Source organism: Staphylococcus durrellii, from assembly GCF_015594545.1.
Classification (GTDB): Bacteria; Bacillota; Bacilli; order Staphylococcales; family Staphylococcaceae; genus Staphylococcus; species Staphylococcus durrellii.
The window spans coordinates 453,559-469,556 of record NZ_JADIIO010000001.1 but is presented as its reverse complement, the minus strand read 5'-3'; the positions used below and the strand labels follow the sequence as shown (position 1 = coordinate 469,556).

Sequence of the window (15,998 nt, the reverse complement as noted above, 5' to 3'; positions counted from 1 at the left end):
CAATTAGACCGATAGTTGTTATAAATTGCTATCATGCCCCTTACATTTTAGCAACATAAACGTTCTTAAAATCACATAAGTTATAATAATTTCTCCATAATAGTGTTAAAAGCTTTAAACCCCTTTAATTCGATTAACACCATTTGCAACAAAATTAAGTATTTTTAATTATTTGTTTAACATCATTTATATCAGCTTCAACATCAAGATCTGGTTTTTTAGTTAATTTACTAATTACAACTGTCACGATTAAACTAGTCAAGAAACCTGGAATAATTTCGTATAAATTAAAGAAATCATTTATAGTTCCTAATGGTTTGACAAAAGCAATCCATAATACAACGACAATTGCGCCAGATAACATGCCACTGACAGCCCCAGTACGACTTAGTCCTTTCCAATACAATGATAATAATACTAATGGACCAAAGGCTGCACCAAAACCAGCCCAAGCGTTACCCACTAAATTTAAAATTGTATCGTTTGGGGACCATGCAATAATAATTGATACGATTGAAACTAAAACTACTGATAAACGACCCACCAACACAAATTCCTTTTCATGCTCTTTTGCCGCTTGTTCACCTCTGAACAACTTATAAAAGTCTTCTGTTAATGAACTCGAAGTTACAAGTAATTGTGATGAAATCGTACTCATAATTGCCGCTAAAATGGCTGCAAGTAAGAACCCACCAACTAATGGATGGAATAATATTTGTCCCATTAAAATAAATAAAGTTTCAGGATCTTTTAATTCTACACTTCTCTCGTTCACGAAACTTATTCCTACTAAACCTACTATTACAGCACCTAATAAACTAATTGCCATCCAACCTATACCAAATCGGCGAGCGGTTGGTAATTGTTTAACTGATTTAATAGACATAAAACGTACGATAATATGAGGTTGGCCAAAGTATCCTAACCCCCATGAGAAGAAAGAAATAATTCCTATTATTGTCGTACCTTTAAATAAATCTAAATTTGTTGGTTTTAAATCGGCAGCATTTGATAAAGTATCTAATCCACTTAATTGCATCATCGCAACTATTGGTACCATTATCATTGCAATTAACATAATTACACCTTGGAAAAAGTCAGTTATTGAAACAGCTAAATAACCACCAAAGAAAGTATAAGCAATTACAATTACTGCAACTAAAACAAGACCAAAATGATAATCTAAACCAAACGCACTATCAAATAATTTACCACCAGATACCATGCCTGAATGTGTATATAAAGTAAAGAATATTACGATGATAGCACCTGAAATTATTTTAATGACATTTGATTTATCGTTTAAACGATTTCTAAAAAAGTCAGGTAGGGTGATTGAATCTCCTGCTTTTTCAGTGTATACACGTAGCCTAGGTGCAACTACTATATAATTTATGTATGCGCCTATCGTTAGACCAATTGCTAACCATGCAGCAGAAAGACCTGTCGTATAAACTTCTCCCGGCAACCCCATAATCATCCAACCACTCATGTCAGATGCACCGGCGGAAAGCGCAGTAACATATGGACCTATGCTTCTGCCACCAAGCATGTATTCACTAATATTACTAGTTGATTGTTTATAACCATAATAACCAATAACTAGTAAAATGATAAAGTACACTGATAACATAATGTAAGTACGCCAATCAGGATTTACCTGACTTGCTAATGTACTTCCCAATGTAAACATAGCAACATCCCCCTTTTCACTATAATTTTGTTACATGACATTATTATACAAAAGCATACAGCATTTTAAAACACCTTTCGGGAAATTAAGTGTAAAATTCTCTTTTTAAGAGCTGCTAAAATACGCTATAAACACTCATATAAAGGCGTTTATATACAATTATTTTCATTATTTTATTTATACTTTTATTAAAATTTAATTGCATAAATTTTCCTTATTTTGAAGTTCAATTAATAAAATACTATGTTAATTCAGTGTTTTTTATATTTGAGTAACATAATGAAGATGAGCTACTTATCCTATAAATAAAAGGAAATGTATCATTATTTCCACGTTTTTTGATATATAAATTCTTTTCTTAGAAAATAACATCTATTCGTCCTATAATGATTATATGAGTTAGCAAATTAAACATGTAAGCGTTTAATAAACATGTTAAAATGAATTGAATTAAGTAAATGGAGTGACGACAATGCAAAATTCGAGCGAAAAAAGCATAAAGAGTAGATATTTAGATCTGTTAGCGACGAATTATAATAATAAAGAGGCGTTAGCGACTGAAATTATAAATTTAGAATCTATTTTAGAATTACCTAAAGGTACTGAACATTTTGTTAGCGATTTGCATGGAGAATTCCATTCATTTCAACACGTATTGCGTAACGGTTCTGGTAATGTACGTTCAAAAATTCATGATATTTTTCAAGATACGTTAACAAGAAATGAGATTAATGACTTTGCTGCTTTAGTATATTATCCTGAAGAAAAGCTCAAGCTTATTAAAAATTCATTCGCTTCCAAATATGAACTTAATGAATGGTATATTACGACAATCCATAGACTAATAAAATTAGTTACATATGCCTCATCGAAATATACACGTACCAAAGTACGTAAGTCTTTACCAACAAATTTCGTCTTTATTATTGAAGAACTATTGTATAAAAGTAACAAATACAATAATAAAAAATCTTATTACGATACATTGATTAACCAAATTATTGAATTAGAACAATCAGACGATTTAATAATTGGTTTATCTTTTACTGTGCAACATCTCGTAGTTGATCATTTACATGTAGTCGGAGATATTTATGATCGTGGACCAGAACCTGATAAAATCATGGAAACATTAATCAATTATCCATCTGTTGATATTCAATGGGGCAACCACGATGTGTTATGGATTGGTGCATATGCAGGCTCTAAAGTTTGTTTAGCTAACTTATTACGCATTTGTGCTCGTTACGACAACCTTGATATTATCGAAGACGCTTACGGCATAAATTTACGTCCATTACTGACTTTTGCAGAAAAGCATTATAGTGGAGATAATAAAGCCTTTAAGCCTAAAAATAAAACCGGAGAAGATAGACAAACATCGACTGGTGAAATAGAACAAATTACTAAAATTCATCAAGCAATAGCAATTATTCAATTTAAATTAGAAGCACCTATTATAAAACGCCGCCCTTGTTTTGATATGGAAGAACGTCTTGTATTAGAAAATATAGATTACGATAACAATCGTGCTACATTATATGGTAAAACATATGAATTAGAAAACACTTGCTTCCAAACGATCGATACGACAAATCCGAATGAGTTAACGGATGAGGAAGCAGAAGTCATTGATAAATTATTGCTATCTGTACAACAGTCAGAAAAATTAAAACGTCATATGACATTCTTAATGCAAAAAGGTAACTTATACCTTCCCTACAACGGCAATTTATTAATTCATGGTTGTATCCCTGTCGATAAAAATGGTGAAATGGAATCTATGACTATTGATGGCGTGAAACATTATGGTCGTGATTTATTAGATCATTTTGAAAAATATGTCCGTAAAGCATTTGATGACAAAGAAACGCAAGATGATTTAGCTACAGATTTAGTGTGGTACCTTTGGACAGGAAAATATTCTTCATTATTTGGAAAACGAGCTATGACAACATTTGAACGTTATTTCATTGCTGACAAAGAAGCTCATAAAGAAACTAAAAATCCATACTATCATTTACGGGAAGACGTAGAAATGTGTAAAAAAATGTTAAAAAACTTCGGATTAAATCCTGAAGAAGCTCATATAATTAACGGACATACACCAGTTAAAGAAATCGACGGCGAAAACCCTATTAAAGCCGATGGTAAAATGATCGTAATTGATGGTGGGTTCTCTAAAGCATATCAATCAACTACTGGTATCGCAGGCTACACGCTCCTATATAATTCATTTGGTATGCAACTAGTAGCACACCAACATTTTAACTCGAAGAAACATGTATTGTTGAATGGTGCAGATGAATTATCTACACGTCGTGTCGTCGATAAAGAATTAAATCGCAAACAAATTAGAGACACAAATACTGGTCAACAAATACAAGAAAAAATTAAAATTTTAAAAGAATTAATGCATGATCGCTTTTTAAATTAATCTGTGATTTTAATAAAATAGTGATTAAAAAGTTTTCTTTTATTATCTTACTTTTTATTTTAATATTATTTGAAGATATTAATCGCCTTGCTATTATCAAAATTTATCTGTAATTCACATACAAATAAAGGCTGAGACATATAATTATATGTCTCAGCCTTTTATTTATGACCATTTTTCAACGTCTGTTATTGTTGCATAACGTGGTAAGATTCGTTCTACAAGAAATTCATGTTTGTCTTGTTCTTTATCGCCTATAGCATCTTCTAAAATAGTAATGTCAAAATCTTTATCTGCCGCTTCTACTGAAGTAGATAATACAACACCGCTTGTAGCCACACCAGTTAACACAATATGACGTACTTCTAATCCTCTTAATAACACTTCTAAATTACTTCCTGTAAATGCACTTAATCGATGTTTTGTAACAATAGGCTCATGCTCTTGTCTGTTTAAATCTGCATGAATTTGCGTTGCTTCACTGTCTTTTTCCATTGGTGCTTGTTTCTCGCGCATAGGTCCAAACATTTTATTGTTTGGTGCAATTTCTAGTAAACCTTGTGAAAATGCAACTCTGACAAATATTACTGAAATATCTTGTTGGCGCGCTTTCTCTATCGCACGTCGATTTGCCTCGATAACTTTATCTTTGCCGTCTAGTCCATTAACAATGCCATTTTGCATGTCCATAACTAATAATGCTGTATTTTGTGTCATACTGCACATCCCTTTTCATGAATTCAAAAACCTTAATAGATTATAGAGCAACTAATAGCTTTTTCCAAATCAACGGCACACTAATATTATTTATCTAAAACTTCTTTACCGAAATAAATCCCTTCCGGCGTTAATTCATGACTATTTACCCACACTGTTTTTACATCTGCGCCTAAATTTGTAAATACAGTTTCCAATCTTTCACTTTGTTCAACTGGAACAATCGGATCATTTTTACCCATAGATAATAATAGTGATACACCTTTAAAGTCATAGTCACTACCAATATCTAATGGATAAAGTGGCGCATAAAGTAAGGCTTTTTTGAAAAAGATTTTACCACTAAGCATCATGCTAATAATTATATTTGAACCATTAGAGAATCCTACAGGTATAATTTCATCTACATTAAAATTGTATTTTCCTGCAGCTTCTTTAATAAAATCTATTAATTGTTGTGTACGGTATTTTAAATCTGCTACATCATATTGGCCTTCTCCATGACGTTTAAAAAATCTATTCATACCCCCTTCAGATACTTCTCCTCTGACACTTAATACATTATAATCAGCGTTGAGTGATTCTGCTAAAGGCAATAAATCTTTTTCATTTCCGCCAGTACCATGGAGCAATAATAAAGTCGGTACGCCTTCTCGTCCTTTTCTAAAAATGTGTTCCATTAAAAATCAACTCCTCTAATAAAATTATACATTTATATTTGGTAATTGCTGTATTAACTCTTCTCGCCGTTCTTCAAGCTGTGGTGGTAACATTAAGTTTTGTCCTAACTTTTCAATCGGTTCATCTATTGTAAATCCAGGTCCATCTGTAGCAAATTCAAATATAATGTTACCTGGTTCTGCCATATATACGGATTTAAAATAAAAACGTTCTTTCACTTCTGTTAATCTATAGTCTTTATTTGCTAATCTGGATCTCCATTCTAATTGTGTTTCTTGATCTGGCACGGACCATGCAATATGATGCACAACACCTACGCCCCATCTACTGGGCACATTAGGGAATATTTTTTTAACTAAAACGTGATGTTGCCAGTCACCTAAAGTAGCGAGATGTGTTTCATTGCTTTTATCGTTAAGCTTTTTTAAACCCATTTCTTCAGTAAGCAGTTTAATAGTTTGTTCTGGGTTTTCAGATAACATAGTCACACCGTGGAATCCAATGATATCATCAGTATCTCTTGCTTCAGAATCTTCCACAAGCGCTAATGATAAGCCGTGTGTGTCTTTAAACATAAGTGCATTACTATCAAAAAGACTCATCCGAGTCACTTTGATATTGTGACTTGTTAAATGTTGTTCCCAAATCTCATTTGAACCTTTAGGGATACGAAAGGCAATAGTACTCACTTGACCAGCACCAACTCTACCTTTGTAAGCATTAGGCCAATTGAAAAAAGTCAAAATTGTACCATTCTCTACTGAATCATTAGAAAAATATAAATGATAAGTTGAGGGATCATCATAATTTACGGTTTTTTTGATTAATTTTAGCTTTAAAACATCTCTGTAAAATTTGATATTTTCTTCTGGATCACCAACAATAGCTGAAATGTGGTGAATGTTTTGAATTGCTCTCATATTATTACTCACCTCTTATTCATTATTACGTGATGTGTCGAATGGTCTGATTTGAGCTTCAATATATTCACGTTGTTCTTCTAAAAATGGTGGCAATGATAATCCTTCACCTAGTGTTTCATATGGTTCATCACCCATAAATCCTGGACCATCAGTCGAAACTTCTAATAATATATGGCCGATTCTTGCATAAAGTGCTTCAAAATAAAAACGATCAACGAGTCCTGAGTTACCAATATGTTGTTCTTGGTATTTGTGCAACCATGATTCAATAGCATCATGATCTTTCACTCTAAATGATACATGATGAACTTCGCCATAACCTTGTTTAGCACTGTCACTTTCTTTATCTTGTCTTAAAATGACTTGGCCACCATTGCCTCCTTCGCCAACATTAAGTAAAGCGATATTATCCTCTTCATTTATAGTTACCATACCGTAAAGACCTTCTAAAATTTGTTTGAATTCATCGAAATAACTCACTGTAATTTCAATAGGACCTAAACCATAAATAGCTTTATCAGTTGGTACAGGTCCTTCTAGCCATGGTTTACCTGGATCTACGCCAGTATTATGTTCATCAGAAACAAGTTGATAATTTTGGCCATCTGCTTCTTCAAATGGCAAGACCTTTTTACCAAATAGCGTTTGAATTCCATCATGTTTTACATCAAATTCATCGAAACGTTGTTTATAATAAGCTAATGCGCTATCATTTGGAACTCTAAATGATGGTCTAGTTATAGAATTTGTTCCACTTTCCCCTTTTGGAACATTTGGGAAATCAAAGAATGTCATGTCTGTACCTGGTGAACCTACGTCATCGGCAAAAAAAGTATGATACGTATAAATATCATCTTGGTTAACAGTTTTTTTTACTAATCTCATACCTAATACTTTAGTAAAAAAATTATAATTTCGCTCTGCATCATCTGTAATTGCAGTTACGTGATGTATTCCTAATAATTGATTGTTTGTCATAATAAAACCTTCTTCCATAAATTTATCTCGATTTAGAGATATAAATAATTATTTTTTAAGTGCTTCGAAACTACTAAGTTTGAGCACTTAACTTCTTTAAAATATATTGTAATGATTCCAACTCTTTTTCAGATAACACTGAAAACGTAGATGTTAACGTTTGAGCATGTTGTGGGAATATTTGAGCCATTAAAGTTCGACCTTCTTCAGTCAAAGTTGCATTATAAATCCGCTTATCTTGGAGGTCTTTTACACGAGTTACATAGCCTTTTTCTTCCAATTTATCAACCACATAGCTAATGCTGCTGCTGGCGATTAATACCCTTTGACGTATACGTTGGATAGGTTGATCACCTTTATTATACAACAACTCTAGGACTGCAAATTCGGTAACATTTAGACCATATTGCTTTATATCTTCACGAACTATCTGCTCCAAATAATCTAAAGTACGGTTTAAACCAACAAATGAATTTAGTGATGCCTTCGTTCGGTCCATTGTTTTATTAACCTCCTATTTATTTCGAATTCGAGATAATTATATAATGGTTCTTTCTACATGTCAATAACTTAAGTATAAAAAATATATCACTGAGTTTACAATTGTTGGTCATAACTTATTGTTTGGGTTTCTAAAATGTCTTTTTGTGGTATTTATACAATGTGGAGGTGTCATAAATGAACCAATTATTTATTAACAATGAATTTATCGAAAGTAAATCAACTGAAACTATGAATGTTATTAATCCAGCTACTGGAGAAACATTTGATACGATAACACTTGCAACTGCTGAAGAAGTAAATGTTGCAGTAGAAAAATCTAAACACGCACAACAAGAATGGGAAAAAGTTACCCAACCGAATCGTGCAGAACACGTTAAAATGTTAATTCCATTGCTTGAACAAAATAAAAATGAAATCGCAGAATTTTACGTAAAAGAACAAGGAAAAATCTTATCTTCAGCAATTGGCGAGATTGATAAATCAATACAGTTCATCGATTATATGACTGGTTTAAGTATGTCTAATAAAGGCGAAGTATTACAGAACACACGTGAGAATGAAACAATTCAATTAACAAAAAAACCTGTCGGTGTTACAGCAGGCATAGTTCCTTGGAATGCACCTATCTTGGTACTAATGCGTAAAGTTATTCCGGCATTAATTACTGGCTGTTCGGTCGTAATTAAACCAAGTGAAGAAACTACCTTACTAACTTTAAAATTGGCTCAGTTATTTAAACAATCTACAATTCCTGCAGGTTTAGTCCAAATATTACCTGGTACAGGAGAAACTGTAGGAACACAATTAGCACAACATCCCGATATACAACTTATTTCTTTAACCGGAAGTATGAAAGCCGGTAAATCGGTATTAGAAAATAGTGCTAGCAATATAAAAAAAGCTAATTTAGAATTAGGTGGCAATGCGCCTGCACTCGTCACTGCAAATGCCAATCTAGATAAAGCGGTCGACTACATTGTCACTGCACGTATAAATAACGCAGGTCAGGTATGTACTTGTCCAGAAAGAATAATTGTCCACGACGATGTACATGATGAATTCCTCTCTAAATTATCTGCAAAAATGCAAGGTTTGAATGTTGGAGACCCGTTTGATGAAAATACCGATTATGGAGCTATAATCAATCAAAAACAACTAGAAAGCATTGATAACAAAGTTAAACAAGCTGTCAATAATGGGGCTAAGTTAGTACTTGGAGGCAACATAATAGATAGAAATGGTTATTATTATGCACCTACAATTTTAGATAACGTGCAACCAGAAGACGAAGCTTTCAAAAATGAAATCTTTGGTCCAGTTATTCCTATTGTAACTTATAGTGATTTGAACGAAGCGATAAATCTTGCTAATGACACAACTGCCGGTCTATCTTCTTATATTTTCTCCGAAAATTTAAAAGAAGTTATGACTGCTACTGAACAGCTTAAATTTGGCGAGGTTTATGCTAACTGTGAAGCTGAAGAAGTAGTCAATGGTTATCACGCAGGTTGGAGAGAATCGGGCTTAGGCGGTGCAGATGGTATACATGGATTTGAAGAATATTACAATACAACAGTATCTTATATTCGTTATGACTAATAGTCAGTTACAATAATGAAATTGACAAAAAATAACGCTGTTCATATTGATAATTTATTCAATATGAACAGCGTTATTTTTAACTACTTATTTAATGCGGTATCTAAAGTTTTAATATTTTTCTGCATTATTTTTTGATATTGGACATTGTCACTATCACCTTTATTGCGCGTAGCTAAATTATTAAAACTTAATGGTTTTGTATTCGTTTCTTTTTTTATTATATCGGTTAGTTTAGATGAAATATTTTGTTCATATAGCACATAGGGTTGGTGCGTTTGTTTAATATTGTTCATGATTGTTATTATTTCTTGTTGACTTGGATCTTCATTGTTCATGCCGGTAACACCTACTTGGTTAAAATGATAACGATGCGCTAAATACCCTAATGAATCATGCGAAATAACGACTGTTTTCCTTTTTGGATTGCGTGTAATGTCATCCAAACGTTTATCCATGTTTTTTAAATCTTTATCAAGTTTACGATAGTTTTGTTCATAGTACATTTTATGTTGAGAATCTTTTTTATTAATTCATTTTTTATTTTCAAAGCAAATTTTCGATCTAAGACTGGGTCTAACCATACATGTGGGTCATTATTTTCTTCACCATGATGGTGAGACGAATGTTCCTCTTCATGTCCATCATCTTCATCACTTGGTAATAAGTTTGATTGGCCGAGGCCTTGTGCAACAGGCAATTTAATGTCGTTATTTTTGATAGATACCGCGATTTTATGTGCTACTGGATCCATATTATCACTAGTATATATAAATAAATCACTTTTCGCTATATCTATCATGTTACGCTGCGTAGGCTCGTAAGAATGCGTATCAACCCCAGGTGGATAGATAGATTGTGCATTGACATATTTTCCACCTATTTGTTGCGTAAAGCTTTGGAAAGCAAAAACTGTCGTATATATATTTAATTTATTGTCTTCGCTTATTTTTTTATGATGTTTACTCTGAGAACTACAGCTACTTAATATTAAACATATGAGTGCTATAGCAAAGAGTGGTACTGCTTTCCTCAAAATGTGCCCCTCCATAATCGCTATTATTCCGTTAAAACTATAAACCTCTTTTAGAATAATATCAATTGTAACAATTATATGTACTATGCTCATATACGCCTCAGTGTTTGAAAATATGCCAACGGTGATATACTTATAGTAGTAATTATAATAAGGAGGTAATTTGATGGCTGAAATTAAACAAGGTAACAATAAATTTTATATTGGCGAGAACGAAAATAACCCTCAAGCACAAATCACTTATGTAACAGTTAACGATAACCAAATCAATATAGACCATACTGGTGTGCCTGAAGAATTTGGCGGACAAGGTATTGGTTCTCAGTTAGTAGAAGCAGTAGTCAATTATGCTCGCGATAATAATTTAAAAGTCAGTGCTTCATGCCCATTTGCTAAAAAGGTAATTGAAAAGCATGACGAATACCAAGATGTTTACGCAGGATAAAACATACTACGGTATGTTACGAAACATCTTTAATCAACTTACAAATGACAATATCTAGTTTATTCTACTAGATATTGTCATTTGTTTTTTGATATAGAGTTGCATTGCTGCCTATACGTTTGAGGTTAAAAATTAAAACAATAAATATTAAACTAAATATGCAAGCTGCACATCAAAGAGAAATATCATCTATTATATAAGCAGAAATATTATCGCTTTAAACATAAAGAAATACTTTTATAGTGAGCAAAGTTTATAATAATATTGATCTTTTTAATAAAAAAAGCCAAGCAAAGTGCCTGAAGTGCTAACACATTGATTGGCTATTCATTAAGGTTTTCGTCCTTTTCAACTTTTAAAGCGTGCTCATTGCTTTAACCATTTTGTAATTTATACATATTATTATATATACCATCTTGAATGACTAATTGTTCGTGCGTACCTCTTTCAACTATTTCACCATGATTTAGCACTAATATTTGATCTGCGTCTTGTATTGTTGATAGTCTATGTGCGATAGCGATTGTAGTTCTTCCACGACGCATCTGGCTCAATGATTGTTGTATTTGTTCTTCAGTTTCCGAGTCTATATTTGCCGTAGCTTCATCCAAAATCAATATTTTAGGATTCATAGCCATAGTACGTGCAAAAGCTATTAATTGTCTTTCTCCACTAGAAAATGCGCTACCTTTTTCAATTACAGCATGTTCATATTGATTTTCAAGTCGTTCTATAAATTGATTTGCTCTAACAAAGTTCGCTGCTTCTTTAACTTGTTCAAATGTCATCGTTGGATGATATAATTTAATGTTTGAAGTCACCGTGCCATAAAAAATAAAAGCATCTTGTAGCACCAATCCAATTTTATTTTTCATTTCATTTTTATTAATTTTTTTTATGGATTGATTATCTATCAAGATTTGTCCCTGCTCAAATTCATAAAAACGCATAAACAAGTTAATGATAGAGCTTTTGCCAGATCCGGTATGCCCAACCAATGCTACGGTCTCACCTGGATTAACAGTGAAACTAATATCTTTAAGTACCTCAGTTTCACCATCATAACTAAAAGTTACATCTCTAAATTCAACTTTACCATCCGTGATTGCATATTTAGGTTGTTCATCTTGCACTGGTTCATAGGTATCATCATCAATAAGTTTAAATACTCGATTAGCAGATACGAGTGCTTGTTGCAATACATTTAAATTTTGACTCACTTGGTTAACCGGTTCAAAAAAACGTTCCATATACTGAATAAAAGCAAAAACGATACCAGCAGTAATAGAAGTATTAAAACTAATAATGCCAAAATAACCTAAAATAACTATTGTCGCTATAATTGAAATCATGCTGATTGCTGGTCGTAATAAGATACTATCTAATTTAACAGTTTTAAGCATATAGTTATAATGCTCATCATTAATATTATTAAATTCACGATTTAATCTGCGTTCTTGATTAAAAGCTTGAATTATTTTCATACCTTCAATAGATTCTGCTAATTTTGAATTCAAATCAGACAATAACTGTCTAGATTTATTAAATAGCATTGCAGAATATTTACGATAAACCGCCAGAAGCACGAAAATAACTGGCATAAATACCAATGAGATTAGTGCTAGTTTAACATCTAAAATAAACATCATAATATAACTTGATATCATCATAAATAAGGCCATTAAAACAGATGAAAATACATTAATAAACATGTCTACTATTGTTTCAGTATCGTTAGTTAAGCGAGAAACAATACTGCCACCTGGCACCTTATCATAATATCTCATCCCTAATTTTCCAAGCTTGTTAAATGCATCTATTCTCAACTGTTGAATTACTTTAAAAGATAAATATTGAAACATATAGCTATTTAAATATGTAGCTATAGCGCCCAATATTTGGACGATAACAAATACTGCTATCAATAAAGTTAATTTATTACCTGGGAAATGTCTGGGTGTTAAAAAATCATCTAAAAATATTTTAATCAAATACGGCGCTATCATACTAGCTATTGTAGAAATCGTTAACATAATAAAAGCCAAAGCGATAGTACCTTTATAAGGGATGGTATATTTAAAAAGGCGTTTAATTGTAGCACTTTGTTGTTTGGCAGATAACTTAATCATCTCACTCATCTTGACCATCCCCTTTCGTCAAGTCATCTAAGTTTTGAAAATACTTTGATTGTAATGCTTGTGCAGTATAAGTATCATAATACCAGCCTTGATTACGCATTAATTGTTCATGCGTGCCTCTCTCAACAATTGTACCTTGGTCCATAACTAAAATTAGGTCTGCGTCTTTCACTGCACTCATCCGATGCGCAGTAATAATATTTGTTTTGTCATTTCTTAGTTCTTGCAAATTATTTAATATAGCCTCTTCTGTTTGTGCATCCACTGCAGATAATGAATCATCTAAAATTAATACTTCTGGATTTAATAATAATGCGCGAGCTATAGAAATACGTTGCTTTTGACCTCCTGACAATGAAACGCCACGTTCACCAACGACTGTATCATATCCTTTAGGAAATTGAATTATATCCTTATGAATATGACTCATCTTACTCACATGATATATTTGATTGTCATCGATTTCGATATTTCCAAAAGCTATATTATTACGAATCGTAGAAGAAAACAAAAAATGTTCCTGTGGAACGTAACCAAATTGGGCTCTCAAAGCATTACGACTATAAAATGAAATAGGCGTACCATTATAAGTAATATCGTCAGAGTTCAATGTATCAAATTCTCTTAATAACAATTTAATTAACGTACTTTTACCGGAACCCGTTCTACCTACGATCCCTAATGTATTACCACTTTCTATTGTAAAGTGAACCTCATTTAAACCTCTAGATTCGTATCCTGGGTAATGGAACACGGATATATTAAATTGAATATTACCTTGAGGTCTTTCATTAAAAGAATATGAAGTATCAATACCGTTTGAACTATTTAAAATATTATCTATTCGTTCATAAGATGCTTTAGCTCTTTGCACAATATTAAAAAATAAACCTAAAGCAAGTAATGGCCAAACCAGCATACCTAAATAAGTTGAGAAGGTAATTAATTGACCAAGCGTAATCGTTTCGGCAAATACCATATGAGAACCGAAGGCAATGGCTAAAAATTCACTAGTCCCAAAAACTAACATGATTGTAGGATCGAATAGCGAATCAATTTTAGCTACAGTTAAATTTTTCTCAACCACATCATCACTAAGTTTGCTAAAATCAGACTGATCTTCTTTCTCATAGCCAAAAGTTTTGGTTACTTTGATTCCAGCTACACTTTCTTGCGTCTTATCATTAAGTCTGCTAAAGGCAGCTTGTGATTTTTTAAATCCTTTACTGAGTAAACGACCGTAATAACGTGTTAATAAAACCATGATAGGTAATGGTATTAAAACGATTAACGTTAATTGCCAACTTATTGTAATTGCCATAGTAATAATAACCATCCCACCTGTTATTAAAGAATCGGCTATCATTAAAATACCTGCACCGGCTGCATTTTGTACTGCATTAATATCATTAGTAGCATGTGCCATTAAATCGCCAGTTCGTCTTCTTTGGAAAAATTGGGAACTCATTTCCGTATATTTATGATATAAATAACGCCTTAAAATATTACCTAGCTTTTGGCTCGTTCCAAAAATCGAAACACGCCATATATATCTAAATATGTAAATTAATATTGCGGCTACCGCTAAAACAATTAAGTATAACGATAACTGCTCGGGCGTCAATGTTTTTTTAGTGATACTATCTATTGTCTTACCAATTATTTGAGGTGGTAAAAGTTCTAATAGCGCTATTAAGAGCAACATAATAAGTCCTAAAATATAATACTTCCTTTGAGCTTTAAAAAACCATGATAGTCTATAAAACACATTCATGCTCCCACCCCTTTACTCATTATTACGTTATATAATAACACAATAATAATCACTACAGTTAAAACACTCATATAATTAAATTTAGTACTTAAATGATATGCTAATATATTTACCTGAAAATTTTATCGCTTCAAACTTATTTGTTGACTAAACTTTATCAGTGCTATAAATTTTACTTGTATCAAAATTAAATACAAGCAAACAGATAAGAGGTAATCATATGACATTTCATGACAAAACTGCTACTCAAGTAACGGGCATTACACTAAATGTCCAAAACCTAGAACAAATGACCCAATTTTATACAAATTTATTGGGACTAAAAATAGTAACTGCGAATAGTGATCATAATGTCTTAGCAATAGGTACTAGAGGGCATACATTAACACTTAATCAAATCGACAACCCACGTAGACCTGACTTATCAGAAGCTGGTTTATTTCATATAGCCATTTTACTACCTAGTAAAGCCGACTTAGCAAATTTCTTAAAATTTGCCTCTTTACACAGGGTACAAATTAGTGGTGGAGATCACCTCGTTAGTGAAGCACTATATTTTAATGATATTGAAGGCAATGGAATTGAAATATATTATGACCGTAACCCTGAAATATGGCAGTGGAAAGATAACTTTGTATCAATGGATACTTTACAAGTAGAGGTAGACAATTTATTAGCACAACAAACAGCTAAAGGTTGGACTGGCATGCCCGATCAAGCTCAAATAGGTCATTTACATTTAAAAACCGCAAACCTTGATAACGCGCGCCAATTTTATATTAATAAGTTAAATTTCCAACATGTATCTAAATTTCCACAAGCTTTGTTTATGTCTACAAATTATTATCACCATCACATTGCAGTAAATACATGGCAATCTAATAAAAAGCGCATCGATAATGACCAAAGTTTAGGTCTATCTCATATAGATATATATATACCGGATACTATTAGCAAGAATATTATAAGCCCCGAAGGAATAGCCGTTACGCTTCATAGCAATACAACCGTAGTGCCAAACTAATATCAAAAATATAAAAAGCGCCAGCAAGTTATCATTAAAGTTGGTAACT

The 15,998-nt window shown here is 32.4% G+C and carries 12 protein-coding genes and 1 pseudogene; 4 read left to right on the top strand and 9 right to left on the bottom strand.

Going from position 1 to position 15,998, the window contains the following annotated elements; genetic code table 11:
- Positions 1-154 precede the first annotated feature (154 nt).
- Positions 155-1,693, bottom strand: coding sequence for a sodium/proline symporter PutP (gene putP / locus ISP02_RS02010; protein WP_195720004.1), 1,539 nt, complete (start codon positions 1,691-1,693; stop codon positions 155-157).
- A 472-nt stretch (positions 1,694-2,165) separates the two neighbouring features.
- Between putP and ISP02_RS02005 the strand changes: the two genes are divergently transcribed.
- Positions 2,166-4,130, top strand: a complete 1,965-nt coding sequence (locus ISP02_RS02005) for a fructose-1,6-bisphosphatase (RefSeq protein ID WP_195720003.1) — start codon at positions 2,166-2,168, stop codon at positions 4,128-4,130.
- A gap of 165 nt (positions 4,131-4,295) precedes the next feature.
- Here ISP02_RS02005 and ISP02_RS02000 read toward each other — a convergent pair whose 3' ends face one another.
- The 5 genes from ISP02_RS02000 to ISP02_RS01980 form a co-directional block, all read right to left on the bottom strand.
- Positions 4,296-4,847, bottom strand: coding sequence for a cysteine hydrolase family protein (locus ISP02_RS02000; protein WP_195720002.1), 552 nt, complete (start codon positions 4,845-4,847; stop codon positions 4,296-4,298).
- Between the two features lie 86 nt (positions 4,848-4,933).
- The gene (locus ISP02_RS01995; RefSeq protein ID WP_195720001.1) at positions 4,934-5,527 is read right to left on the bottom strand and encodes an alpha/beta hydrolase; all 594 of its coding nucleotides are present in this window, start codon (positions 5,525-5,527) and stop codon (positions 4,934-4,936) included.
- 24 nt (positions 5,528-5,551) lie between these two features.
- Complete coding sequence (locus tag ISP02_RS01990) at positions 5,552-6,448, bottom strand: VOC family protein (RefSeq protein ID WP_195720000.1); 897 nt, start codon at positions 6,446-6,448, stop codon at positions 5,552-5,554.
- Positions 6,449-6,463: 15 nt separating this feature from the next.
- Positions 6,464-7,429 (bottom strand): ring-cleaving dioxygenase MhqE, encoded by a 966-nt coding sequence (gene mhqE / locus ISP02_RS01985; RefSeq protein ID WP_195719999.1) that lies wholly within the window; start codon positions 7,427-7,429, stop codon positions 6,464-6,466.
- A 73-nt stretch (positions 7,430-7,502) separates the two neighbouring features.
- Positions 7,503-7,928 (bottom strand): MarR family winged helix-turn-helix transcriptional regulator, encoded by a 426-nt coding sequence (locus ISP02_RS01980; RefSeq protein WP_195719998.1) that lies wholly within the window; start codon positions 7,926-7,928, stop codon positions 7,503-7,505.
- 179 nt (positions 7,929-8,107) lie between these two features.
- On the opposite strand from ISP02_RS01980, the gene aldA reads away from it, so the two are divergent.
- The gene (gene aldA, locus ISP02_RS01975) at positions 8,108-9,532 is read left to right on the top strand and encodes an aldehyde dehydrogenase (RefSeq protein WP_195719997.1); all 1,425 of its coding nucleotides are present in this window, start codon (positions 8,108-8,110) and stop codon (positions 9,530-9,532) included.
- An 83-nt stretch (positions 9,533-9,615) separates the two neighbouring features.
- Here aldA and ISP02_RS01970 read toward each other — a convergent pair.
- Positions 9,616-10,583: pseudogene (locus tag ISP02_RS01970) on the bottom strand (metal ABC transporter solute-binding protein, Zn/Mn family).
- A gap of 151 nt (positions 10,584-10,734) precedes the next feature.
- Here ISP02_RS01970 and ISP02_RS01965 point away from each other — a divergent pair.
- On the top strand, positions 10,735-11,013 hold the full coding sequence (locus tag ISP02_RS01965) for a GNAT family N-acetyltransferase (protein ID WP_195719996.1): 279 nt from the start codon (positions 10,735-10,737) through the stop codon (positions 11,011-11,013).
- Between the two features lie 374 nt (positions 11,014-11,387).
- On the opposite strand, the gene ISP02_RS01960 is transcribed toward ISP02_RS01965, so the two are convergent.
- Entirely contained in the window at positions 11,388-13,151 is a 1,764-nt protein-coding gene (locus tag ISP02_RS01960) for an ABC transporter ATP-binding protein (RefSeq protein WP_195719995.1), read from the bottom strand.
- A complete protein-coding gene (locus tag ISP02_RS01955; RefSeq protein ID WP_195719994.1) occupies positions 13,144-14,925 on the bottom strand; it encodes an ABC transporter transmembrane domain-containing protein in 1,782 nt (593 codons plus the stop codon). Before ISP02_RS01955 ends, ISP02_RS01960 begins: the two co-directional genes overlap by 8 nt.
- 220 nt (positions 14,926-15,145) lie before the next feature.
- Here ISP02_RS01955 and ISP02_RS01950 point away from each other — a divergent pair, with 220 nt between their 5' ends.
- Positions 15,146-15,949 carry a VOC family protein gene (locus tag ISP02_RS01950; RefSeq protein WP_195719993.1) on the top strand — a complete coding sequence of 268 codons (804 nt, stop codon included), beginning with the start codon at positions 15,146-15,148 and terminating at the stop codon, positions 15,947-15,949.
- Positions 15,950-15,998: the final 49 nt, after the last annotated feature.

What these genes read in the sequence shown, in the direction of transcription:
- putP (WP_195720004.1), bottom strand. Translation starts at nt 1,693, where the DNA reads ATGTTTACATTGGGAAGTACATTAGCAAGTCAGGTAAATCCTGATTGG.
- ISP02_RS02005 (WP_195720003.1), top strand. Translation starts at nt 2,166, where the DNA reads ATGCAAAATTCGAGCGAAAAAAGCATAAAGAGTAGATATTTAGATCTG.
- ISP02_RS02000 (WP_195720002.1), bottom strand. Translation starts at nt 4,847, where the DNA reads ATGACACAAAATACAGCATTATTAGTTATGGACATGCAAAATGGCATT.
- ISP02_RS01995 (WP_195720001.1), bottom strand. Translation starts at nt 5,527, where the DNA reads ATGGAACACATTTTTAGAAAAGGACGAGAAGGCGTACCGACTTTATTA.
- ISP02_RS01990 (WP_195720000.1), bottom strand. Translation starts at nt 6,448, where the DNA reads ATGAGAGCAATTCAAAACATTCACCACATTTCAGCTATTGTTGGTGAT.
- mhqE (WP_195719999.1), bottom strand. Translation starts at nt 7,429, where the DNA reads ATGACAAACAATCAATTATTAGGAATACATCACGTAACTGCAATTACA.
- ISP02_RS01980 (WP_195719998.1), bottom strand. Translation starts at nt 7,928, where the DNA reads ATGGACCGAACGAAGGCATCACTAAATTCATTTGTTGGTTTAAACCGT.
- aldA (WP_195719997.1), top strand. Translation starts at nt 8,108, where the DNA reads ATGAACCAATTATTTATTAACAATGAATTTATCGAAAGTAAATCAACT.
- ISP02_RS01965 (WP_195719996.1), top strand. Translation starts at nt 10,735, where the DNA reads ATGGCTGAAATTAAACAAGGTAACAATAAATTTTATATTGGCGAGAAC.
- ISP02_RS01960 (WP_195719995.1), bottom strand. Translation starts at nt 13,151, where the DNA reads ATGAGTGAGATGATTAAGTTATCTGCCAAACAACAAAGTGCTACAATT.
- ISP02_RS01955 (WP_195719994.1), bottom strand. Translation starts at nt 14,925, where the DNA reads ATGAATGTGTTTTATAGACTATCATGGTTTTTTAAAGCTCAAAGGAAG.
- ISP02_RS01950 (WP_195719993.1), top strand. Translation starts at nt 15,146, where the DNA reads ATGACATTTCATGACAAAACTGCTACTCAAGTAACGGGCATTACACTA.